We start from the raw sequence: 21779 nt of genomic DNA on the forward strand, positions 1-21779 counted from the left end.
CGACCGGCAATGCCGTGAAGATAATCGATGCTTTTGACTGCCGGCGCCGGGTGCGATGGCGGCAGAGGACGCGTGCGCCTGAAAACCGCCAATGGGTCCGCGTCGCGACAAATGAATGGATGATCGAGTCCCGTCCGAAAAGGGCGGGGATACCAGACTGTCTGAGGGGGTGGAGTTATGCGCCCCGATCCGGAGGAGAACCTTGCGATGAAATCCTATGTCCTGACCATCAAATGCGCCAACCGCCCCGGCATCGTCGCCGCGGTTGCGACACTGCTCGCTCATGCCGACGGTGACATCACCGAGGCGCGCCAGTTCGACGATGCGTCAAGCGGCACCTTCTTCATGCGCGTCGTCGTGGAATATCCCGGTGACGAGGCCGCCTTGCGCGTCGAGATGGAAAAGCTCGCCGCCGAATACGGCATGATCTGGGAATTGTGGGACATGGCGCGGCAGCCGAAGGTGCTGATGATGGTCTCGAAATTCGATCATTGTCTCGGCGACCTGCTTTACCGCAACCGGATCGGCGAATTGGACATGGAGGTCGTCGCGATTGCCTCCAACCATCCGAAGGAAGCGCTGAACCTGACGCTGATGGGTGATATTCCCTATCACCACCTGCCCATCACCAAGGACACCAAGCCGCAGCAGGAGGCCGCGATCAAGGCCCTGGTGAACGAGACGGGAGCGGAGCTGGTCGTGCTCGCGCGCTACATGCAGATCCTGTCGGATGATCTCTCGGCATTTCTGTCCGGGCGCTGCATCAATATCCACCACTCATTCCTGCCGGGTTTCAAGGGCGCGAAGCCCTATCACCAGGCCTTCGAGCGCGGGGTGAAGATGATCGGCGCGACCTCGCATTACGTGACCGAGGACCTCGATGAGGGCCCGATCATCGCCCAGGATGTCGAGGCCGTCACCCATGCCGACACGCCTGAGGACCTGGTCCGCAAGGGCCGCGACATCGAGCGCCGGGTGCTGGCCAGGGCGGTGACCCTGCATCTCCAGCGCCGCGTGATGCTGAACGGGAAGAAGACGGTCGTGTTCGAAAAATAGAACCGTTTGCAGGCAGGGCGCCTCCCGACCTTTGGGCAGGAGCGCTGCGGCAGGCGTCGATGGCACAGCGGTGTCACAAATGCCAAGGCAGGGCGCGCCTCGTTATGCATACAGTCAGAAGAATGCCTGCGGAAAGAATCGGCGAAAAGCTTGCCAGACGAGAGTTCAATGTATACATTTGATTCATCCCAACCTGGAGGAGGGTCTGCGGAATGATTGGATTTCTGGGCAGGCGCGGCAAGCAGTCCGCCGCTGAAAAAGCCGCCATCGAGCCCTTGATAGAAGGTTTTTCGATCGAGGTCATGCCACGCACCGCGGCCAAGGTGGATGATTTCAAAGCGTTGCTGCCGCCCGGTACCCGTGTATACATCGCTCATATCGAAGGCACGCCGATCGAGGATATGGTGGCCACGGCGCGGCGTCTGTCGGAGGACGGTTTTCCCGTCATGCCGCATTTTCCCGCCCGCATCATCAAGGACAGGGCGACGCTGGAAGACTGGATCGCGCGCTATCAGGGCGAGGCCGGCGTTGACCAGGCGCTGCTGCTGGCCGGCGGCGGTGGTGCGCCTGCCGGCGACTATCACTCGTCGATGCAGCTGATGGAGACCGGGCTGTTCGACAAGGCCGGGTTCCGTCGGCTTCATGTAGCCGGCCATCCGGAGGGCAACAGGGATATCGATCCCGACGGATCGACCGGCAATGTCGACGCCGCCCTCAGGTGGAAGCAGGACTTTGCAGAGCGCACCGACGCCGAAATGGCGATCGTCACCCAGTTCGCCTTCGAGGCGGAGCCGGTGCTGGCCTGGATTGAGCGGCTGCGCGGCATCGGCGTGGACCTTCCCGTCCATGTCGGCATTGCCGGGCCGGCCAAGCTGCAGACGCTGATCAAGTTCGCGATCGCCTGCGGCGTCGGTTCCTCGCTCAAGGTGCTGCAGCGCCGGGCCATGGATGTGTCCAAACTGGTGCTGCCCTATGAGCCGACGGACGTTCTGGCTGATTTTGCCGCCGCAGCGAAACGCGATGGCGGTTCGGCCGTGGCCCAGATCCATTTTTTCCCGCTGGGCGGTATCGGCGCCTGCGCCAACTGGGCGGACCGGCACAGCGTGGCCGCGCCCGCCTCGGCTGCCGTCTGAGGTCGCCGCAAGGCAAGCCGGATCACGACCAGGCAAAGCCATGACCCGGCCGGCCCGTCTGCGCAAGCGACGGGCCGGTTTTTCAGACGCAGGCCGCGTAAGTCGGTTCCAACCTTGTTTGGTCAATCCTACACTCTTCACGGAATATGTATACGCAAGCTGTTGATAGACTTATTCCAATTTGTACATAAAAGCCGATTTTTCTTCGAAATTTGCGCTAATTTTGTTTATTTCTCGCTTATACTGGGCTAAAGTATAAGCACGGTTAGATTGAGATCATGTATCTGCGTATACATTAAGACCGAAACCCTCCGCGTGCGTTCCCGTCTGGGAGGTCGGGAAGCGGGCTTTGGAAGCCTGCGGAGGGACGAGATCGCGTCAGGCCTGAACGCCGTTTTCGACAGAACGGGCGACGCGATATGAGGAGCAATTCCAGCCGGTGGGGCAGGCCGGCTGCGCATGCCCGCCCGGCCTGTGCCGGACATTCCGCGGTTTTAGACAATGCAGCCCCGTTTCGGCGCCTGATCTCGATTGGGGATGGGTGAGCGGGAGGCGGTGCGCCCACTTCCTGCGGGCATCGCAAGAAGTCAGATCGGTCAGCCAGAAGGCCGGCCGCTCGAGACGAAAGGGCCGCAGGGCCGCGCGCTCGTGGCGGAGATCGAGGACAGAGGAGGTCCGCGCATTCCGCGTCATTGGTTCCAGAGGGAGGAGAACAGATGAAACGCAATACAATTATCAGATCCGCCATGGCGGCGGCATCCGTTGCCGCGATCATGCTGGCGGGAGCCGCGCCCGGTTATGCTGATCCGATCGATCTTGAAGGCGAGACGGTGACGCTGGTGCACAATGTCGCGCCCGGCGGCGCAACGGCGATCAGCGCCCAGGTGCTGGCCGATGCCTGGTCCAAGACCATGGCGGATCACCCGACCATGGTGGTGCAGTCGGTCTCCGGCGGCGCGCTGACCAAGGGTATCGACTATGTCATGGATGCCCGGCCCGACGGCAAGACGCTCGGCTATCTTGCATGGCAGGGCACGACCCGCATTCTCGATCCTGAAGTGCTGCAAATCCCGTTCCAGGATTTCGGCGTGATCGCAGGCATTGGCGGGTCCAACTTCCTGTTCCATCTCAGAGCCGATGTTGGCGGCGGGATTGAAAATCGCGATGATCTCGTCAATCTCGAAAGCGTCACCGTCGGCGTCTATTCGCCGCGCATGACCCAGGGCATGCAGACGGCTGCGGCGCTCGATCTTCTCGGCGTCGACTGGACGTTCGTCTCGGGCATGCTTGGCGACGGCCCGCTTTATGCGGCCCAGCAGCGCGGCGAGATCGACGCCTACCCCGCGACCACCACGCAGTATATCGCCGAACTCGGCGACGGCCCGATCGCCAGCGGCGAGACGATGGCGATCTGGCAGATGGGGCCGCTCGAAGCGGATGGTTCGATGAAGCTCGATCCAGCCCTCGAAGGCGTGCCGACCCTCGGCGAATACATCGAAAAGGCGACCGGAAAACCGCCGGAAGGGCCGCTCTGGGACCTGATCATGTATCACGCGCAGTCGTCGGCGCCGGTCAACTGGATCATCGTCGCTCCGCCCGGCACGCCGCAGGACCATCTCGATATGCTGCGCGCGAGCTTCGATGAAGCGACAGCCTCGCCGGATTATATCGAGGCGGCCACCAAGGTCTATGGCTCGCCGCCGAACATCGTCCACTGGCAGGAAATGACCAAGATCATATCCGATGTCCAGAACACCTCCGAGGACATCAAGGACACGATGCGCCAGCTGGTCGAGCGGATCGAGCAGTAGCAGGCAGACCGAGGGGCGGCGCAGGCATCGCCGCCCGGAGAACCGGAGTCTGGCAAGGAGCACCGGCGGTCGGTCGCGTATTGATGCGATCGCCCCCTGCCGTCGGCGATCGCATCGCCGCCAGCGCAATGCACTCAAGGCCAGGCCTCCCGGTCTCCAACGGTTCTGCCGGATTGTTTTTGTGACCTTTTTGGAGATTGGCGCTCGCCGTTCGCGGTGGAGCACAATCTGAAGAGGTATTTGTCATCGGCTTGCCGCATGTGGCGAAGCGATGATCAGCCAAGCTGACCTGGAGCTGGAACTTCATGTTCGATTCATTTATGACAGGACTATCGCTGGTTCTGTCTTTTCCCGGCTTTCTCTATCTGCTGGCGGGCATCGCCGTCGGGTTGTGGCTCGGTGTCGTGCCGGGGCTCGGCGGGGTCACCGGAATGGTGGTGCTGCTACCGCTCACCTTCGGCATGGACCCGGCCGCGGGCCTTGCCATGCTGCTGGGCATGTTCGCGGTGGTCTCCACCTCTGATACGATCACATCGGTCATGCTGGGCATTCCCGGCACCATCGCCAGCCAGGCGACCGTAATCGACGGCAATGCCATGGCCAAGCGCGGCCTGGCGCAGACGGCCTTCGGTGCCGCCTTCGTCAGCTCGGCCTTTGGCGGCGTGCTCGGCGGTCTGGCCATGGCGGCCTCCTTGCCTTTCGCACTGGCGATCATTCTCGCCTTCGGCTCGCCGGAGTTCTTTTTACTTTCAGTGCTCGGCCTTCTGATGGTCGGCGCCGTCAGCGGCAATGCGGTCTCCAAGGGGCTGGGAGCGGCGGTTCTCGGGCTGATGCTTTCCCAGATCGGTTATCCGGTCGCAAGCTCCATGCCACGCTATTTCTTCGGCGAACGCTCCCTGCTTGACGGCCTGCCGCTCGTTCCGGTCATTCTTGGCCTCTTCGGCCTGCCGGAAATGATGGACCTTGCCGCGCGGCGCACCGCGATTGCCCATCTCAATGACGAACATACGCCCGACGACAGCATTTTCAGCGGCGTTCGCGCGGCGATCCGCAATCGCTGGCTGGTGATCCGCTGTTCGCTGCTGGGTGTTTATGTCGGCATGCTGCCGGCCATCGGCTCGTCCGTGGTTGACTGGCTTGCCTATGGTCACGCCACGCAGAGCTGCAAGACCGATCCACAATTCGGCAAGGGCGACGTGCGCGGCGTGATCGCGCCGGAAGCGGCTAATAATGCCGTGCTCGGCGGTTCGCTGATCCCGACCCTTGCCTTCGGCATTCCCGGCAGCGGCGCCATGGCCGTTCTGCTCGGTGCGCTGACGATCCACGGCTTCTCGCCGGGCCGAAACATGTTGAGCGACAATCTCGACATTACCTTCTCCATGGTATGGACGATCATCATCGCCAATATCATCGGCGCCGCCGCGCTGATGATGTGGGGCCGCCAGGTGGCGCGCGCGGCCTTCGTCGACGGCAATTTCATCGTGCCGGCGGTGATCCTTTTCATCTTCATGGGTTCCTGGGTTTGGCAGCCGGGCATGTTTACCTGGATCACGCTTTTGGGGGTCGGCCTGCTCGGTTACATAATGAAGGCGGCGGGCTGGCCGCGCCCGCCCTTCATTCTCGGCTTCGTGCTCGGCCCTGTTCTTGAAAACGCCATGTCGATCACCTGGCAAAGCTATACGGTGATGGAGGTGGTCACACGCCCGACGGTGATCGGTCTCGTCATCGTGCTGGCGCTGGTCTTCTTCTTCGCCCTGCGCTCGACCCGCCGCGGGCTCGCTGCCCACGCGATCGAGGATACGCAGGAGAGCAAGGCGAGCCTGATCTTGTCTGCGGCGCTCGCGCTCGTGCTCATCGCGCTCTTTGGCGCGGCGGTGTGGATGGCGCGCGACTGGAAGCTATTGGCCAAGGTCTCGCCGATGGCCTTTGGCCTGGCGGGCATCGTCATCATGGGCTTCGTCCTGTTCCAGGACCGCAACCGGCTGCGGGTGATCGCCGCCGCGCGGCGGGCCGGCGATGCGGCGGCCGGTGGCACCACGCGGCAATTCATCGCCGCGCACCAGCGTCAGATCATCACCTTCCTGTCGATCGCGCTGATGGCGGCGCTGACGCCATGGGTCGGCACCTATGCCGCGATCCTCGGCTTTGCCGCGATCTATACCGCGCTTTGGGGCCGGTTCCGGTGGTGGGTGGTTGCCCTCTACACGGCGGGCCTCGGGGCGGTGCTCTACTTCCTTTACGGCCGCCTTCTGCATGCCCCGTTCGAATTACCGTTCTTCATGTGATGAGGAGAGAGAAACATGCTCACAGAGCCTGATGCTGAGACAAGACCCGATCCCGCCGTTGGCATCGGCGCCATCGACTGCGACGTGCATCCGCGCAGTCCCGGACAGAAGGATCTGCTTCCCTTCGTCGACAGCTACTGGAAGGACATGATGCCCTATCGCGATATCGGGCATATGGAACTGATGTCCTATCCGTTCTCGACCAAGTCCTTCCGGGCGGAAGGGGCGGATGGCGGGGTGCCAAGCCCCGGGCGGCTGGCGGAAGCCCATCTCGACCCGATGGGTATTTCGGCGGCGATCCTCAATGTCGTCAACGGCGTCCAGGCGCTGTTCGATCCCTATATGCAGGCGATGATGTGCCAGGCGACCAATCGCTGGCTGGCGGCGGAGTGGCTGGATCGAGACCCGCGTCTGCGCGCCGCGCTTCTGGTGCCCTTCCGCCACCCGGAAGAGGCGGTGGCGGAGATCAAACGCTATGCCGATGACCGCCGCTTCGTCCAGATCCTGGCGATCTGCATGGGCGACGCGCCGCTTGGCCAGCGCCAGTTCTGGCCGATCTACAGGGCGGCCTCGGACGCCGGCTTTGCCCTCTCGATCCATCCGGGCAGCAATTATCGCCACGCGCCGACGCAGTCCGGCTTCATGTCCCACCTTGTCGAGGAACAGGTCAACTGGTCGCAAGGTTTCGCCAGCCAGGCGGCAAGCCTCCTGAGCGAGGGCGTTCTGAGCGAATTTCCGGACATGAAGGTGGTGATGAGCGAAAGCGGGATCTCCTGGCTCTTCGGCGTCTCGTGGCGCATGGCCAAGGACTGGCGGGGCTGCCGTGTCGAGGTGCCGTGGCTGAAGGAGGGTCCGGACAAGCTCATGGAGCGCCAGCTGCGCTTCACCCTGCACCCCTTCGATCTTCCGGTCGAACCGGAGGAAGTTTCGGCCGTCGTCGAATGCATCGGCGGGCCGGAGCTGCTGCTCTATTCCACCGATTTTCCGCATGATCATGGCCCGACCGCCGCCAGATGGCCGGACGGGCTTTCCGCCGATCTCGCCAATGCCATCTGCCGCGAGAATGTTCTTGCCACCTATCCGAGACTGGAGGTCTGACATGACTGTTGCCGAACTGGAGAGGCCTGACACGGCCAAGACGAAACTCGGAATTATCGACTGTGACATCCACCCCGCAATGACCGACAGGACCGAGCTGTCGCGCTTCATGCCGCTGCGCTGGCGCGAGCATGTGCGCGATTTCGGCATGCGGTCGGGCGGTTCACTCGTCGGCATGCTGCAATATCCGCGCCTCAACCATGGCGGCATGCGCCAGGATGCCTATCCGCCGGAGGGCGGGCCGCCGGCCTCCAGCCTTGCCTTCCTGCAGGAGCAGTTGCTGGACGAACTCAATGTCGAATTCGGCCTGTTGCAGGCGCTGAATCCCGGGCCGTCACTGCAGAACCTCGAACTGAGCGCGGCCGTCTGCGCGGCCATCAACGACTGGCAGGTCGACAAATGGCTCGCCCCGGAACCGCGTCTGAAGGGCGGTATTTCCATTGCCCAGGAAGATGGCGAAGCCGCCGTGCGCGAAATCGAGGAGCGGCTGAAGGACAAGCGTTTTGCCCAGCTGCAATTCGTGCCGCGCAGCCTGGAGCCCGCCGGCCGCAAGCGCTACTGGCCGATCTTTGAGATCGCCGAGGCGCATGACCTGCCGATTGCCGTCCACCCGGCGGCCACCGGCTGGCACGCCAATACCGGCGCCGGTTGGGCGTCCTTTTATGTCGAGGAGCATTACGCCTTCTCCCATTCGGTCCAGACCGTCCTGATTTCGATGATCTTCGAGGGCGTGTTCGAGCGTTTTCCGAAGCTCAAACTGGTGCTTGTGGAGGGCGGTTTCGCCTGGCTGCCATCGCTGATGTGGCGCATGGACCGCGAATGGGAGCGCATGCGCGATGAGGTGCCGCATGTGAAGCGCCGCCCGTCCGATTACATTCGCCGCAATGTCTGGATCACCACGCAGCCGATCGAGGAGCCGCCGAATGTGCGGCATATGAACAACCTCCTCAACTGGATCGGGGCGGACCGGCTGATGTTCTCGACCGATTATCCGCACTGGGATTTCGATCACCCGGACCGGGCTTTCCGCGTCGGACTGAGCGAAGAGGCAAAGCGCGGCATCATGCGCGACAACGCGCTCGCCGTTTACGGACTGGGTTGAGGAGAGGCCATGACCGATCACATCATCTGCAAGGTCGACGAAATACCCGAAGGCAAGGCCAGGCGGGTCGAGGTCGCCGGGCGCGTCATCGCCATCTTCAATCTCGGAGACCGCTTTGCCGCCATCACCAACAAGTGCCCGCATGAGGGCGCGGAACTCTGTCACGGCAGGGTTGCCGCCCTCGTCAACGCGGACGGGCCCGGGAATTACCGCACCGAGGACGAGAAGACCATGGTGCGCTGCCCCTGGCACGGCTGGGAATTCGATCTTGAGAACGGCCGTTCCTACTGCGACCCGAGCCGGATGCGGGTGAAGATCTTCGACGTCAAGGTGGCGCCCGGCGAGAGCCTGGCGGAAGGGCCGTATCGCGCCGAGGTGTTCGAGGTCCGCACAGAGGATGATTATGTCGTCCTCACCATCTGAAAACGGGCACCTTCCTGTGCTCCCGCTTGTGGGCGGGTGCCAGTGCGGGGCGCTCAGATACGGGGTGAGCGGGGCGCCGCTCACCTTCTACCTCTGCCATTGCGCAAGCTGCCAGCGCCAGTCCGGCAGCGCGTTCGGCGAAAGCCTGATGTTTGCCTGCGAGGACCTGACGCTCGACGGCACGCCGCAGGAGCGCTGGACGGTCGGAGGCTCCGGCGTGCCGATCCGCCAGACCTTTTGCGGGACGTGCGGCGTGCGGCTGACCCATCAGCGCAAGGACAGCCCGGTTCTGGTGGTCAAACCCGGCACGCTCGACGATCCGTCCTGGCTTTTTCCGGCGGCGGAAATCTTCACCGCCTCCCGGCAGCCCTGGCTCTTGCCACTGCCCGGCGTGGCGCAATACCCGCAAGGCCCGGACATGGACCGGCTGAAGCACGACTGGGCACGATGGATCGCCGGGCATGAGGAGACCGGACGATGAGCGGCATCGTGGTTGTGGGCGCAGGTCAGGCGGGGCTGTCGCTGGGGGCGAAGCTCAGGGCCGAGGGCTATTCGGGCGCATTGACGCTCCTGGGCGAAGAGGCCTGGCCGCCCTATCAGCGGCCGCCGCTTTCGAAGAAATTCCTGCTGGGGGAATTGCCGCGCGAGCGCCTATCTCTGCGCTCTCCGGAATTTTACGGCGAGCACGACATCGATCTGAAGCTCGGCGCCCGTGTCGAGGCGATCGACCGCGACGCCGGACAGGTGCGGTTTGGCGATCATGTTCTTGCCTATGACAGGCTGGTGCTGACGACCGGCGCTTGTCCCCGGCGCCTGCCGGCGGCAATCGGCGGCGAGCTCGGGAACGTCTTCACCCTGCGCGGCATCGACGATGTGGATGCCATGGCGCCGCGCTTCAAACCCGGCGCGCGGCTTCTGGTGGTCGGCGGCGGCTATATCGGTCTGGAGGCGGCCGCCATTGCCGCGCGCTCCGGGCTTGAGGTGACGCTGATCGAAAGCGCGCCGCGCATTCTCGGCCGCGTCGCGGCGGCGGAGACGGCGGATTATTTTCGCAGGCTTCACCGCAAAAACGGCGTTGATCTGCGCGAGGGCACCGGCCTTCGCCGTCTTGTCGGCGGCCCGGCGGCCAGGGCGGCGGAACTGGCCGACGGCACGACGCTCGATGTCGATCTGGCGATTGTCGGCATCGGCGTGGAACCGGCCGCAGCGCTTGCGCAGCAGGCGCGTCTGGCGGTTGACAACGGCATTGCCACGGACGCTTACGGCCGCACGACGGACCCGAATATTTTTGCCGCCGGCGACTGCGCCAGCTTTCCCCATGGTGGCGGCAGGCTTCGGCTGGAAAGCGTACAGAATGCCATTGAGCATGCCGAATGCGTTGGGCGGAACCTGCTTGGCGCTGAAACGCCCTACCGGGCGCAGCCATGGTTCTGGTCGGATCAGTATGACGTCAAGCTGCAGATTGCAGGCCTCAATACGGGCTATGACCGCGTCGTGGTGCGAAACGGCGAGCGCGAAGGCGCGGTCTCGCACTGGTATTATGCCGGCAGGCGCTTCATCGCCATCGACGCGATCAACGATCCGCGCGCCTACATGACCGGAAGGCGCTTGCTTGGCGCGGGGATCAGCCCGGACCCTGACGATCTGGCCGCAGCCGACCTGAAGACGCTGACAGCGGCCTGAGCCTCAACAAGGAGAAACCTGGAATTGGTGAAGATCATCTATATCGAACACGCCGGAAAGCGCCACGAGTTCGACGTCGCCGCGGGGCAAAGCGTCATGGAGGGCGCGCGCGACAATGGGGTTGACGGCATTGTCGCCGAATGCGGCGGGTGCTGTTCCTGCTCCACCTGCCACGTCTATGTGGCCGAGGACTGGTTCGACCGTCTGCCGCCGATTGAGCCGATGGAAGAGGATATGCTCGATTTCGCACCGGGCATGGAGCCCGGCCGTTCGCGATTGTCCTGTCAGTTGACGGTCACCGAAGAGCTTGACGGGCTGACGGTTCAGGTTCCCGCCGAACAGGCGTAAGCCTCACTCAGAGCCGGGAAGCGAAGCCGCTTTGTCGCGCAGGAGCCTCAGGAACAGCGCCTGGGCGACCGTCGGCAGGAAACCGGCGCGCAGCGTCAGCCCGATGGGCCGTTCGCTGCCCGGAAGCTCGAAGGGCAGCGCCACCATCAATCCATGGGCGATTTCAGCCTCGGCCTGACGTTTCGAGACACAGCCGAGATGGTCGCTCTTTTCCAGGAGTTCCCGCATCAGGATCACCGACCGGGTCTCGACCAGGCGTGACGGCGCGGCAAGTCCGGCGTCTTCGAAAATTCGGTTGAAATGGCCGCGAATCGGCGTGCCCTCCGGCGCGACGACGAAGGGATATTCGGCAAGCGCCTCGAAGGTCGGCTGAAGCAGTTTGTTGTTACCCGCCGACCGCACGAGCGGATGACCGGGGCCGGCCACCAGCACAACGCTGTCGGAAAACAGTTCCTCCTGAACGATATCGCCGATCGGTGCCGGATCGCGCAACGCGCCGATGAGAAAATCGGTCTCGCCGCGCCTCAATCCGGCGAGGAGGTCGTCATAATCGCCTTCGAGAACATCGACCGGGATGGTGCGGCCGAGCGCGCGAAAGGCGACGATCGCGTCCGGCAGAACGCAGGCGCGCGACAGCGGCATGGCGCCGACGACGATCCGGCCGGTCTCTCGCTTCATCGCCTCCGCCAGATCGGCGTCGGCCTGGGCTAATTCGGCGAAGGCAAGTCGTGCGGCCTGGGCGAGCGCGGATGCCGTGCGGGTGGCGACGATGCCAAACGAGTTGCGCTCGAACAAAGGACGCTCCGCCTCGCTTTCAAGCTGGCTGACGGCGCGGTGAACCGTCGGCTGGGCGAGGCCGAGCCGCTTGGCGGCCAGCGTGAAATTCTGTGTTTCGGTGACGGCGATGAGCGCGTTCAGCTGCGCGCGCGTGACCGTCACGTTCAGGCGCGGCGCGACCTCGGCGAGCGCGGGATCGAGATAGGCGAAAGCGCGCCTGACGCGACGGGCAAGCGTCTCCCCGGCCTCGGTGGCATAGAGACCCTGCGGCGTGCGCGCAAAAAGCGCCGCGCCGGCAAGGCTTGCGATCTTGCCCAGCGCCTGGGTTACGGCCGGTTGCGAGACGAAACAAATCTCGGCCGCCCGGGTGACCGAATGCGTCTCGGTGACCGCCAGAAAGACCCTGAGATGACGAAGATTGTAGGGCAAGGGGGCCTCCGCGACGTGTTCGGCGGATTTATAGCATGCGGAACGGCGGAAGCGATGGCAAAGGCACGGGTTGGTGCGAGGGGCTCAGTCTTCGCCGCGGGCCTTGCCCCTTGCCGAAAGGATCAGTCCGACGCGGTCCGCGATGTCATCGTCTCTTGCCGTCTGAAGGCCAAGCGCTCCGATTTCCGCCTGCCAGGCAACCGTCGCCGCGCTCATGCGCGGCTCGAGCCCGAGATCGCTGACGGTTGCCGCGACCTCGCGCATTTCCGCCGCGCGCCGCGTGCCGTGCACCATCATCCGCTCCAGGCAATAGGCAGCTTTTCTCGACCAGTCGATCTGAGGATCGGATGCGGAAAGCGAGGCGAGTACCTCAGCGCTGACGCCTGCCTTCTCAGCGGCGAGAAAGCATTCCGCCATCAGCGCCTCGGTGCCCTTGATCATCACCGAGCGGATCATCTTCACCGACGAGGCGTCGCCGATCTCGGGGCCGGTCACGGTCGCCATCATGCCAAGGCCTGCCATCGCCTCCGCGCCTTGTGTCGCGTGCGGACCCGAGACGAGGCACGGCGTTTCGTGGCGTTTCGGGTGGATCGGGCTCATGATTGCGACATCGACGTAACGCGCGCCGGCGGAATCGATCAACGCCGCGTTACGACGCTTGGTCTCCGGCGAACAGGAATTGCCGTCGAGATAGAGCGTGCCGGGCCTGATATGCGCGGCCGCCGTCTCTGCGGCGGAAAACGCGTTGTCGGCGGTGACCAGGCTGAAGACGATATCGCTTCGCTGAAGCAGAGCGGCGGAAGACGGGGCGCAGAAGACGCCGCGCTCGTCGCAGGCCTCGGTGATTGCTTCTGCCGTGTCGTCCTGCAGCGTCTTGATATCGAAGGCGGCACGGGTCGTGGCGATGCCTGCCGCCGCCCAGCCGTCCGCGATTGCGCGCGCGGCCTCGCCGAAACCGATAAATCCGATGGCTGTCATGGCTCTTCCTCCGCTGGCGTCCGCCCTTTCGGCAAACCGGAACCGACATCTAGAACCACGCGGCGGGGCAAAGGCCATTCAAAAGCCCGGCGCGGTTATAAGTATTAGCTATAGCCTGAAGGCGCGCTCAAGCCATTCGAATGTTTCCGGCGTAGCTCTATAGCAAATTCTTATGCCTGCGCCGCAATCCGAAATTGTCATTTCCAGCGGTCCGGCGTGAAATCGGGCCAACGGGAAACGGAGGAAACCATGCCGGACAGCAACAAGACTGCGCTCGTCATCAGCGCCCATGCCGCCGATTTCGTCTGGCGTTGCGGCGGGGCGATCGCGCTGCATGCCGCTAAGAGCTATGACGTCACGGTGCTGTGCCTTTCTTTCGGCGAGCGCGGCGAAAGCGCGAAACTGTGGAAGCAGGAGGGCATGACCCTCGACAGGGTCAAGGCGGAGCGCCGCAAAGAGGCAGAACAGGCGGCGGAAGCCCTTGGCGTCCACGATCTCGTCTGTCTCGATCTCGGCGACTATCCGCTGGAGCTTTCCCGCGAGGACAAGAACAGGGTGGTCGAGGTCATCCGCAAGGTGCAGCCCGCCTTCATGCTGTCGCACTCGCAATACGACCCCTACAACACCGACCATATGTACGCCACGCAGGTGGCGCTCGAATGCCGGATGATCGCCCAGGCCTGGGGGCATAATCCCGGCGAGAAGGTGCTGGGCGCGCCGCAGCTTTACCTGTTCGAGCCGCACCAGACCGAACAGATGGGCTGGAAACCGGACACCTTCCTCGACATCACGCCGGTCTGGGAGAAGAAGCGGGCGGCGATCGAATGCATGGCGGGTCAGGAGCACCTCTGGGAATATTACACCCGCGTCGCCATCAACCGCGCCAATCATTTCAAGCGCAATTCCGGGGGGCAGGCATCGGGGCGCGACTGCAAATATGCGGAAGGGTTCCAGTCGATCTTTCCGCGCACGGTCGACGAGCTCTGAGGCGGCGGGAAACGCCTGAAGAAGAAAGGGGAGGAACAGGAATGACGACGGAACCGACCAATCCGAGCTTCGACATCGCCCATCTCGGGCATGTGGAAGTGCTGACCAACAAGTTCGAGGAAAGCCTCGATTTCTTCACCCGGATCTACGGGCTGAAGCTTTCTGGGCAGGATGAACATTCGGCCTATCTGAGAGCTTGGGACGATTATGAATATGCAACGCTGAAGCTGACGAAATCCGACACCACGGGCATCGCCCATATCGGCTATCGCGCGGCCTCGCCGGAAGCGCTGGAACGCCGGGTCGCGGCAATCGAGGCCTCTGATTTCAAGGTGATCGGCTGGAATGACGGCGACCTGAGCCACGGCCGGGCCTTTCGTTTCGAGGATCCCTTCGGCCATCAATTCGAGATCTATTACGACACCAACTGGTACGCGCCGCAGGAGGACGCGGAGAAGGCGGCGCTGAAGAACACGGCGTCCGCCTTTACCGGCATGCCGCCGCGCCGCCTCGATCATATCAATCTGCTTGCGGAAGACGTCACCGAATTCCGGCGCTTCATGATCACCTGCCTCGGGGCGCGGGTGACGGAGTATATCCAGCTTGACAATGGCCGGATCGGCGGTTGCTGGTTCACGATCAACAACAAGAGCTATGATCTCGCCTGCACCGAAGAGCATGGCGGCGGCAATGGCCGGCTGCATCACGTGACCTACGCCACAGACCAGCGCGAGGACATTCTGCGCGCCGCCGACATCTTCCTGCAGAACGGCGTTCACATCGAGACCGGGCCGCACAAGCACGCCATTCAGGGCACGTTCTTCCTGTATGTGTGGGAGCCGGCGGGCAACCGCGTCGAGCTTGCCAATGCCGGTTCCCGCCTCGTTCTGGCGCCCGACTGGCAGCCGGTCTGCTGGACCGAGGCCGACCGCAAGAAGGGCCAGGCCTGGGGGTTGAAGACCATTGAGAGTTTCCACACGCACGGCACGCCGCCGGTTTCGGGCAAGGCGTGAGCGATGAGCAGCGATACGCTCAATCTCGCGCCGGGAACGCCCGGCTATGTGATCCGGAATGTCCCGCGCGCCGACGGCGCCGTCATCGACGCGCTCGGCAAGGCGGGCGTTGCGACGGTGCATGAGGCGCAGGGCCGCATCGGCTGCCTTGCCGCCGATCTGCGGCCGATCTATCGCGGCGCGCAGATTGCCGGTTCCGCCGTCACCATTTCCGCGGCGCCCGGCGACAACTGGATGATCCATGTGGCGATCGAACAGCTTCAGCCGGGCGACATACTTGTGCTCGCTCCGACCAGCCCTTGCGACAACGGCTATTTCGGCGATCTTCTGGCAACCTCGGCAAAGGTGCGCGGCTGTCGCGGTCTGATCATCGATGCGGGCGTGCGCGACACGAAGGACCTCGAGGCGATGGATTTTCCCGTCTGGTCCAAGGCCGTCAGCGTCCAGGGCACGGTCAAGGAGACGCTCGGTTCGGTCAATGTGCCGGTGATCTGCGGCGGGCAGTTGATCGAGGCGGGCGATATCATCGTCGCCGACGATGACGGCGTCTGCCTCGTGAAGAGGGCGGATGCCGAAAAGGTGCTGGCGGCCGCGGAAAAACGCCTCGACAACGAGGAGATGAAGCGCAAGCGGCTCGCCGCCGGCGAACTCGGCCTCGACATCTACGACATGCGCCCGCGCCTTGCGGAAAAGGGTCTTAAATATGTCTGAGGAGGGCATACCGTGCCTCTGGATGCGCGGCGGCTCGTCCAAGGGCGCCTATTTCCTCGCCGCCGACCTGCCGGACGATCCCGCCGCGCGCGACGATCTGCTGCTGCGGATCATGGGCTCGCCCGATCCGCGCCAGATCGACGGCATCGGCGGGGCCGATCCGCTGACCTCGAAGGTGGCGATCCTGTCGCCGCCGACGCGCGATGATGCCGATGTCGATTATCTGTTCCTGCAGGTCTTTGTCGACAAGCCGCTGGTGAGCGCCAGGCAGGGCTGCGGCAATATCCTGGCCGGCGTCGGTCCGGCGGCGATCGAGCGCGGACTTGTGCCGGCGGCCGGCGCGCGGACCGAGGTCCGCATCCATATGGTCAACACCGGCGAGATCGCGGTCGCGCGGATCGAAACGCCCGGCGGAAAGGTCAATTACGCGGGCGATGCCGAAATCGCGGGCGTGCCGGGCGGCCATGCGGCGATCCCGCTTCTGTTCAGGAATATTGCCGGCTCCATGTGCGGCGCGCTCTTGCCCACCGGCAATGCGTGCGACGAGATCGAGGGCGTGAAGGCGACGCTGATCGACAACGGCATGCCCTGCGCCATTCTCCGGGCGGAGGATTTCGGCCTCACCGGCCGGGAAGAGCCGGAGGCGCTGGAAAAGGACACGGAACTGAAGAAACGGCTTGAGGCGATCCGGCTGAAGGCCGGGCCGATGATGGCGCTTGGCGACGTGACGGAGGCCTCGGTGCCGAAGATGACGCTGGTCTCGGCGCCGGACAATGGCGGGTCGATTGCCACCCGTTCCTTCATTCCGCACAGGGTCCACGCCGCCATCGGCGTTTTCGCCGCCATCTCGGTGGCAACGGCAACGCGGATCGAGGGGTCGGTGGCGAAGGATCTCGCCGTCGACCCGGGCGACGGCAATTATCTGGTCGAGCATCCGACCGGGGCGCTGGACGTGTTTCTCGACATCGGCGCGGACGGCGAAATCCTCGGCGCGGGCAATCGCCGCACGGCCCGCAAGCTGTTCGACGGGCGCGTGTTCCCGCGCGAGGGATGAGCCGCCTCAGCGCGGCGCGCGCTTGGCGAGGATGCGCTGCAGGGTGCGGCGGTGCATGTTGAGACGGCGCGCGGTTTCCGACACATTGCGGTCGCACATCTCGTAGACGCGCTGGATATGTTCCCAGCGCACGCGGTCGGCCGACATCGGGTTTTCCGGCGGATCGACCTTTTCGCCCGGCGCCTGGGTCAGGGCATGAACGATGTCGTCGGCGTCGGCGGGCTTGGCCAGATAGTCGAGCGCGCCGAGTTTCACGGCCGTCACGGCGGTGGCGATATTGCCGTAGCCGGTCAGCACCACGATGCGCGTGTCCTCGCGGGCCTCGCGAATGGCGGCGATCACGTCGAGCCCGGTGCCGTCTTCGAGCCTGAGGTCAACGACGGCATATTTCGGCGGCCGCGCCTTTGCCTTTTCAATGCCTTCGGCAACGGTCTCGGCGGTCTCGATGGCGAAGCCGCGCGTTTCCATGGCCCGGGCGATGCGGCGCAGGAACGGCGTGTCGTCATCAACGATCAGAAGGCTCATTTCGCCGTCCGGTTCACCCGTCAGTGCATCCCGGCCGAAATCGGTTTCTTGCGTGTCGTCCATGTCTGTCATGCCTGAATTCTCGTGTGCGGCAAATGACCGCGCGTCAATCCTGTCAGATGGTTATGGACCTCCTCGGCCCGGGGGTAAACCCTGCACCGTCTCAAAAACGGTCGTATGCGACGCGTCTTGGCGCGGCGCGGGCCGGTTTGGCAGGAGCGATCCGGCCGGCTGGCCGGCCGATGGCCTCAAGGGCTCTTGCGGACGGTCTATCCGCTCAGCCGGACAAGGGCCGAGAGCACGTCGGAACGGCGCAGGAGACCGACAAGCCGGTTGCCGTCGGTCACGGGGAAGACGCGGTGCGGATGGGAAATGAAGGCCTCGGCCGCGGCGACCAGATCGGCGCTTGCCGGCAGGCTGACGACATTGCGGCTCATATAGTCGCCGACCGTTCCCTTCCATTCCTGGTAATAGCTCGCCTGCAGGGCGGGGTTGAAACAATCCTTCTGGGTAAGGATGCCGCAAAGCGCCCCGCCTTCATCGACGACCGGCGCCGCCGCCGCCCTGCTCTCGACAAGCAGCGCAACGGCGCGGCGGATCGGCATTTCCGGCGTGACGGTCAGCGCGTCGGTCTTGGTGATTTCGGCGATCGTGTCGGTCATTCGGCCTCGCTCGAAAGGCGGTTCGGGCAGCCCTCGCAGGCCGCCTCCTTCATGCAGGCCATGCCGCCGCACGAGCCCTTCAGCGGGCCGCGCCCGACGAAGAGGCTGACGCCAAGGCCGGCCATGCCGAGAACGACGATCGCGATTGCCAGCAGGATTTCCATGTCCGTGCTCCCTTCGAGGCGATTATAGCAGAAAACGGTCGAAACCGCCCGTTGTTTCGCTGCGGAGGCTTTTGCCGTCATGGAACAGGAACAGGGCAGCGATCGCCTGGCGGCGGGCCAGCGCCGGGCCATCCTCGCCGGCGGCCGTCAGCGCCGTGGCCCAGCCGTCGGCCGTCATCGCGTCCTGCGCCAGCACCGAAACCGAGGCGATCGCGCCCTCGACCGGCACGGCATGGCGCGGATCGATGATGTGGCTGTAGGTGTGACCGGAAAGCGCATAGCTTTGGGCGCGAAGCCCGGAGGTCGCGACCGCGCCGTCGGCAAGCCGCAGCACACCGGCGCCGCCGTTGGCGTCCGGTCGCGGATCTTCCACCGCCACCTGCCAGGGACGCCCCGCCGGATGATTGCCGCGCGCGACAAGCTCGCCGCCGAGATCGATGAGGAAGTCGGAATAGCCGGCATCCATCAGGCGGTTTGCCATCAGGTCGAGCGCGCGGCCCTTGGCGATGCCGCAGAGGTCCATGGTCACGCCGGATTTCGTCTTTTCCAGGCGGTTTCCGTCGACGCCGAGCGCATGCCAGAGTGGCGGCGCGCCATCCTCGGCTGCATCGCCTTCGATGGGGCCGAAGCCGTAACGGGCGACCAGCGGCCCGACGCTCGGATCGAACCAGCCGTCGCTCGCACGCGCCACATCGAGCGCCGATTGCGCGACGAAGGCGGTCTCGGCCGATACCCGTTTGCCGCCGGGGCCGGTGCGGTTGAAAGCGGTGATCTCGCTGTCGTCCCGCCAGGGCGACAACATCCGGTCGATGCCGGAAAGAAGCGTCTCGATATCGCCGCGAAGCGCTTCCGGCTGTCCGTTATCCGGCACGGTGACCCGCCATGTGGTGGCAAAGGCCTTGCCGGTGATCTGCCGGGTCGCGGGCGCGGTTCCCAGGATCGCGGGCGCTTCGGTCCGGGCAGCGGTCGCGGCCAGAAAGCCTGCTCCGGAAAGCGCCAGAACGCGGCGGCGGGTCAGATATGTATGACGTGCTTTCATGAGGTCAGACTCCGAAATCGTCGTAGAAGATGGACTTCGGCTCGACGCCGAGCCGGTGCAGCGTATTGGTGACCGCCGAAATCATCACCGGCGGCCCGCACATATAGTATTCGCAATCCTCCGGTGCCGGATGGCGGGAAAGCTCGGCGCGCACGATATCGTGGATGAAGCCGCTTGCCCCCGTCCAGCGGTCGCCGGGCGCAGGATCGGAAAGCGCCGGCGTCCAGGAGAAATTGTCGTGCTCGGCGGCGATCTTCTCGAATTCCTCGACATAGAAGAGGTCGGCCACCGAGCGCGCGCCATAGAAGAAGCGCATCCGCCGGGGTGTGTTCTTGCCGATCTGGTCATGGATCATGGCCCTGAGCGGCGCCATGCCGACGCCGCCGCCGATGAACACCATCTCACGATCGGTCGGCTGCACCTCGAACTCGCCGAAGGGGCCGGACGCTTCGATCTCGTCGCCCGGTTTCAGCGCGAACAGGAAGGAGGAGACGATGCCCGGCGGAATTTCCTGCTCGCGCCCGGGCGGCGGGGCGGCGAGGCGGATGTTGAAGACGGCGCGCTCGGCCTTTGCGTCCTCCGGCCGGCAGGCGATCGAATAGGCGCGGGTCACGGATTTCTCCGCATAGGAGGTCATCTCCGACCAGCCGGACATCGCCCATGCGTCGCGGAATGGCGGGTCGATGTCGATGTCGCGGAAGTCGAGCCTGTAGGCGGGCGCGGTCAGCTGCATGAAGCCGCCGGCGATGAAATCAAACGGCTGGCCTTCGGGAAGCTGCAACACCAGTTCGCGGATCAGCGGTGCCTTCATCTCGTTGGAGACGACGCGGCAGGTAAAGCCAGTCGCTCCGACGAAATCCTGCGGCACGGTCACCGAGCAGGGGCCTCTGAGCGCCGTCTGGCAGGCAAGGCGCATATGGGCGCGGCGCTCGGCGGCGGACAGTACGCCGCGTTCGGTCGCCTGCGGTTCGCCCGCGCCTTCGCCGTCCACATGCACGCGGCAGAGCCCGCAGGTGCCCGATCCGCCGCAGGCAGCGGGAATGCCGATGCCCGCGCCGTGCAGGACGCCGAGCAGGCGGTCGCCGCGATTGGCCTCGATTGTCATGGTTTCGTTGACCGTCACCGTCAGCGCCTCGGCGGGGATCAGGCGGGCGCGGGTGATCAGAAGCGCCAGCGTCAGCACGAGGACGAGGCCGATGACGACAAGGGCTCCGACTGCAATCTCGTTCATGGCGTCACCATTTGCGCGAATGCGGAAAAGCCGAGGGACATCATCCCGGCAAGGGTGAAGGTAATGCCCAGCCCGCGCAGGCCCTGCGGCAGGTCGGCATAGGCAAGGCGCGCGCGGATCGCGCCGAGAAGCACCACGGCGACGCCGAAGCCGAAGCCCTGGCCAAGGCCAAAGACGGCGGATTCACCGATCCCATAGTCGCGGTCGACCATGAACAGGCTGCCGGCGAGGATGGCGCAATGCACGGTCAGAAGCGGCAGGAACACGCCGAAGGAGGCATAGATTGCCGGAAAGAAGCGGTCGAGCACCATTTCCACCAGTTGAACGGTCGCGGCGATGACGCCGATGAAGGAGATCAGCTTCAGATAGGAAAGGTCGATATCCGGCATGCCCGCCCAGGCCCAGGCGCCCGGCGCCAGCAGCGCGTGATAGATCACCTGGTTGAGCGGTACGGTGACGCCCATGACGGCGGTGACCGCGATGCCGAGGCCGATGGCCGACGGCGTGCGGCGCGACAGCGCCAGAAAGGTGCAGAGCCCGAGAAACAGCGTCAGCGGCGCGTTCTCGACGAAGGCGGCACTGAGGAACAGGTTCCAGAGGTCGGTCATTTTCCGGCCTCCTCTGTCTTCGGCGGGTTGAATTCGGAGGGTTCTGCCTGCTGCGGCAGAACGGTGCGGATCGCCCAGACGAGACCGCCGAGCATGAAGAAGGCGCTCGGGGCGAGCAGCATCAGATTGAGCGGCGTGAACCAGCCGCCGTCGGCGACCACGGGAAAGACCTGATAGCCCATGAGCTTACCCGCGCCGAAGAGCTCGCGCGCGGAACCGATGACGATCAGCACCAGCGAATAGCCGAGCCCGTTGCCGAGCGCATCGACCATGGAGGGCAGCGGCGGGTTGGAACGGGAAAAGCTCTCCGTGCGTCCCAGCACCAGGCAGTTGGTGGTGATCAGGCTGACGAAGACCGAGAGCTTGCGGCTGATATCGAAGAAATAGGCCTGCAGGAACTGGTCGATGACCACCACCAGCGAGGCGACGATGACGATCTGCACGATCAGGCGGATGGAATCGGGAATATGCCGGCGGATCAGGCTGACCAGAAGGGCCGAGAGCACCAGAACCGTGGTGAGTGAGGCCGACATGGTGAGCGCGGTCGCAACCGAGGTGGTCACGGCGAGCGCCGAGCAGATGCCGAGGATCTGCAGCGTCACCGGGTTTTGAAGGACGAGCGGCTCCGTCAGCGTCGACCAGAGATTGGTTGACCGGGCCAT

At 64.4% G+C, this 21779-nt stretch carries 23 protein-coding genes; 14 read left to right on the top strand and 9 right to left on the bottom strand.

Translation table 11 applies throughout. The features are described from left to right. Nucleotides 1–207 precede the first annotated feature (207 nt). From purU to JET14_RS00590, 10 genes are all read left to right on the top strand, one after another. A complete protein-coding gene (gene purU / locus JET14_RS00545; RefSeq protein WP_200336314.1) occupies nt 208–1056 on the top strand; it encodes a formyltetrahydrofolate deformylase in 849 nt (282 codons plus the stop codon). 212 nt (nt 1057–1268) lie between these two features. After that, a complete protein-coding gene (locus tag JET14_RS00550) occupies nt 1269–2189 on the top strand; it encodes a methylenetetrahydrofolate reductase (protein ID WP_200336316.1) in 921 nt (306 codons plus the stop codon). A 716-nt stretch (nt 2190–2905) separates the two neighbouring features. After that, nucleotides 2906–4000: a hypothetical protein gene (locus tag JET14_RS00555; protein WP_200336317.1), complete on the top strand. Its 1095-nt coding sequence runs from the start codon at nt 2906–2908 to the stop codon at nt 3998–4000. Between the two features lie 305 nt (nt 4001–4305). Next, nucleotides 4306–6285, top strand: coding sequence for a tripartite tricarboxylate transporter permease (locus JET14_RS00560; protein ID WP_200336318.1), 1980 nt, complete (start codon nt 4306–4308; stop codon nt 6283–6285). A gap of 15 nt (nt 6286–6300) precedes the next feature. Then, entirely contained in the window at nt 6301–7383 is a 1083-nt protein-coding gene (locus tag JET14_RS00565) for an amidohydrolase family protein (protein ID WP_200336319.1), read from the top strand. Nucleotide 7384: 1 nt separating this feature from the next. Continuing rightward, on the top strand, nt 7385–8485 hold the full coding sequence (locus tag JET14_RS00570; protein WP_200336320.1) for an amidohydrolase family protein: 1101 nt from the start codon (nt 7385–7387) through the stop codon (nt 8483–8485). A gap of 9 nt (nt 8486–8494) precedes the next feature. After that, nucleotides 8495–8908, top strand: a complete 414-nt coding sequence (locus tag JET14_RS00575; RefSeq protein ID WP_200336321.1) for a Rieske (2Fe-2S) protein — start codon at nt 8495–8497, stop codon at nt 8906–8908. A gap of 64 nt (nt 8909–8972) precedes the next feature. Beyond that, complete coding sequence (locus tag JET14_RS00580; RefSeq protein ID WP_200336322.1) at nt 8973–9389, top strand: GFA family protein; 417 nt, start codon at nt 8973–8975, stop codon at nt 9387–9389. Then, entirely contained in the window at nt 9386–10591 is a 1206-nt protein-coding gene (locus tag JET14_RS00585; protein ID WP_200336324.1) for an NAD(P)/FAD-dependent oxidoreductase, read from the top strand. The genes JET14_RS00580 and JET14_RS00585 overlap by 4 nt, the downstream gene beginning before the upstream one ends. Before the next feature lie 24 nt (nt 10592–10615). Beyond that, nucleotides 10616–10939, top strand: a complete 324-nt coding sequence (locus JET14_RS00590; protein WP_200336326.1) for a 2Fe-2S iron-sulfur cluster-binding protein — start codon at nt 10616–10618, stop codon at nt 10937–10939. 3 nt (nt 10940–10942) lie between these two features. Here JET14_RS00590 and JET14_RS00595 read toward each other — a convergent pair whose 3' ends face one another. Further along, a complete protein-coding gene (locus JET14_RS00595; RefSeq protein WP_200336328.1) occupies nt 10943–12145 on the bottom strand; it encodes a LysR family transcriptional regulator in 1203 nt (400 codons plus the stop codon). Between the two features lie 84 nt (nt 12146–12229). After that, nucleotides 12230–13123 carry an NAD(P)-dependent oxidoreductase gene (locus JET14_RS00600; protein WP_200336330.1) on the bottom strand — a complete coding sequence of 298 codons (894 nt, stop codon included), beginning with the start codon at nt 13121–13123 and terminating at the stop codon, nt 12230–12232. Nucleotides 13124–13372: 249 nt separating this feature from the next. Between JET14_RS00600 and JET14_RS00605 the strand changes: the two genes are divergently transcribed. The 4 genes from JET14_RS00605 to JET14_RS00620 are packed head-to-tail and all read left to right on the top strand — an operon-like array spanning nt 13373 to nt 16888. Beyond that, the gene (locus tag JET14_RS00605) at nt 13373–14110 is read left to right on the top strand and encodes a PIG-L deacetylase family protein (RefSeq protein WP_200336332.1); all 738 of its coding nucleotides are present in this window, start codon (nt 13373–13375) and stop codon (nt 14108–14110) included. 41 nt (nt 14111–14151) lie between these two features. After that, nucleotides 14152–15123: a VOC family protein gene (locus JET14_RS00610; RefSeq protein ID WP_200336338.1), complete on the top strand. Its 972-nt coding sequence runs from the start codon at nt 14152–14154 to the stop codon at nt 15121–15123. 3 nt (nt 15124–15126) lie between these two features. Further along, nucleotides 15127–15834, top strand: a complete 708-nt coding sequence (locus tag JET14_RS00615) for a 4-carboxy-4-hydroxy-2-oxoadipate aldolase/oxaloacetate decarboxylase (protein WP_200336339.1) — start codon at nt 15127–15129, stop codon at nt 15832–15834. Then, nucleotides 15827–16888, top strand: a complete 1062-nt coding sequence (locus tag JET14_RS00620) for a 4-oxalomesaconate tautomerase (RefSeq protein WP_200336340.1) — start codon at nt 15827–15829, stop codon at nt 16886–16888. The genes JET14_RS00615 and JET14_RS00620 overlap by 8 nt, the downstream gene beginning before the upstream one ends. A gap of 6 nt (nt 16889–16894) precedes the next feature. Here JET14_RS00620 and JET14_RS00625 read toward each other — a convergent pair whose 3' ends face one another. From JET14_RS00625 to JET14_RS00655, 7 genes are all read right to left on the bottom strand, one after another. Then, nucleotides 16895–17413 carry an ActR/PrrA/RegA family redox response regulator transcription factor gene (locus tag JET14_RS00625; RefSeq protein ID WP_246072157.1) on the bottom strand — a complete coding sequence of 173 codons (519 nt, stop codon included), beginning with the start codon at nt 17411–17413 and terminating at the stop codon, nt 16895–16897. A 269-nt stretch (nt 17414–17682) separates the two neighbouring features. Next, complete coding sequence (locus tag JET14_RS00630; RefSeq protein WP_200336342.1) at nt 17683–18075, bottom strand: CBS domain-containing protein; 393 nt, start codon at nt 18073–18075, stop codon at nt 17683–17685. Then, nucleotides 18072–18239 carry a (Na+)-NQR maturation NqrM gene (gene nqrM / locus JET14_RS00635; RefSeq protein WP_183490793.1) on the bottom strand — a complete coding sequence of 56 codons (168 nt, stop codon included), beginning with the start codon at nt 18237–18239 and terminating at the stop codon, nt 18072–18074. Before nqrM ends, JET14_RS00630 begins: the two co-directional genes overlap by 4 nt. Before the next feature lie 22 nt (nt 18240–18261). After that, nucleotides 18262–19278 carry an FAD:protein FMN transferase gene (locus JET14_RS00640; RefSeq protein WP_200336344.1) on the bottom strand — a complete coding sequence of 339 codons (1017 nt, stop codon included), beginning with the start codon at nt 19276–19278 and terminating at the stop codon, nt 18262–18264. 4 nt (nt 19279–19282) lie between these two features. Continuing rightward, nucleotides 19283–20509, bottom strand: a complete 1227-nt coding sequence (gene nqrF / locus JET14_RS00645) for an NADH:ubiquinone reductase (Na(+)-transporting) subunit F (RefSeq protein WP_183490797.1) — start codon at nt 20507–20509, stop codon at nt 19283–19285. Next, nucleotides 20506–21117: an NADH:ubiquinone reductase (Na(+)-transporting) subunit E gene (gene nqrE / locus JET14_RS00650; protein WP_200336345.1), complete on the bottom strand. Its 612-nt coding sequence runs from the start codon at nt 21115–21117 to the stop codon at nt 20506–20508. The genes nqrF and nqrE overlap by 4 nt, the downstream gene beginning before the upstream one ends. Continuing rightward, complete coding sequence (locus JET14_RS00655) at nt 21114–21779, bottom strand: NADH:ubiquinone reductase (Na(+)-transporting) subunit D (protein WP_138746943.1); 666 nt, start codon at nt 21777–21779, stop codon at nt 21114–21116. The genes nqrE and JET14_RS00655 overlap by 4 nt, the downstream gene beginning before the upstream one ends.

The organism is Martelella lutilitoris (assembly GCF_016598595.1).
GTDB classification, from domain to species: Bacteria; Pseudomonadota; Alphaproteobacteria; order Rhizobiales; family Rhizobiaceae; genus Martelella; species Martelella lutilitoris_A.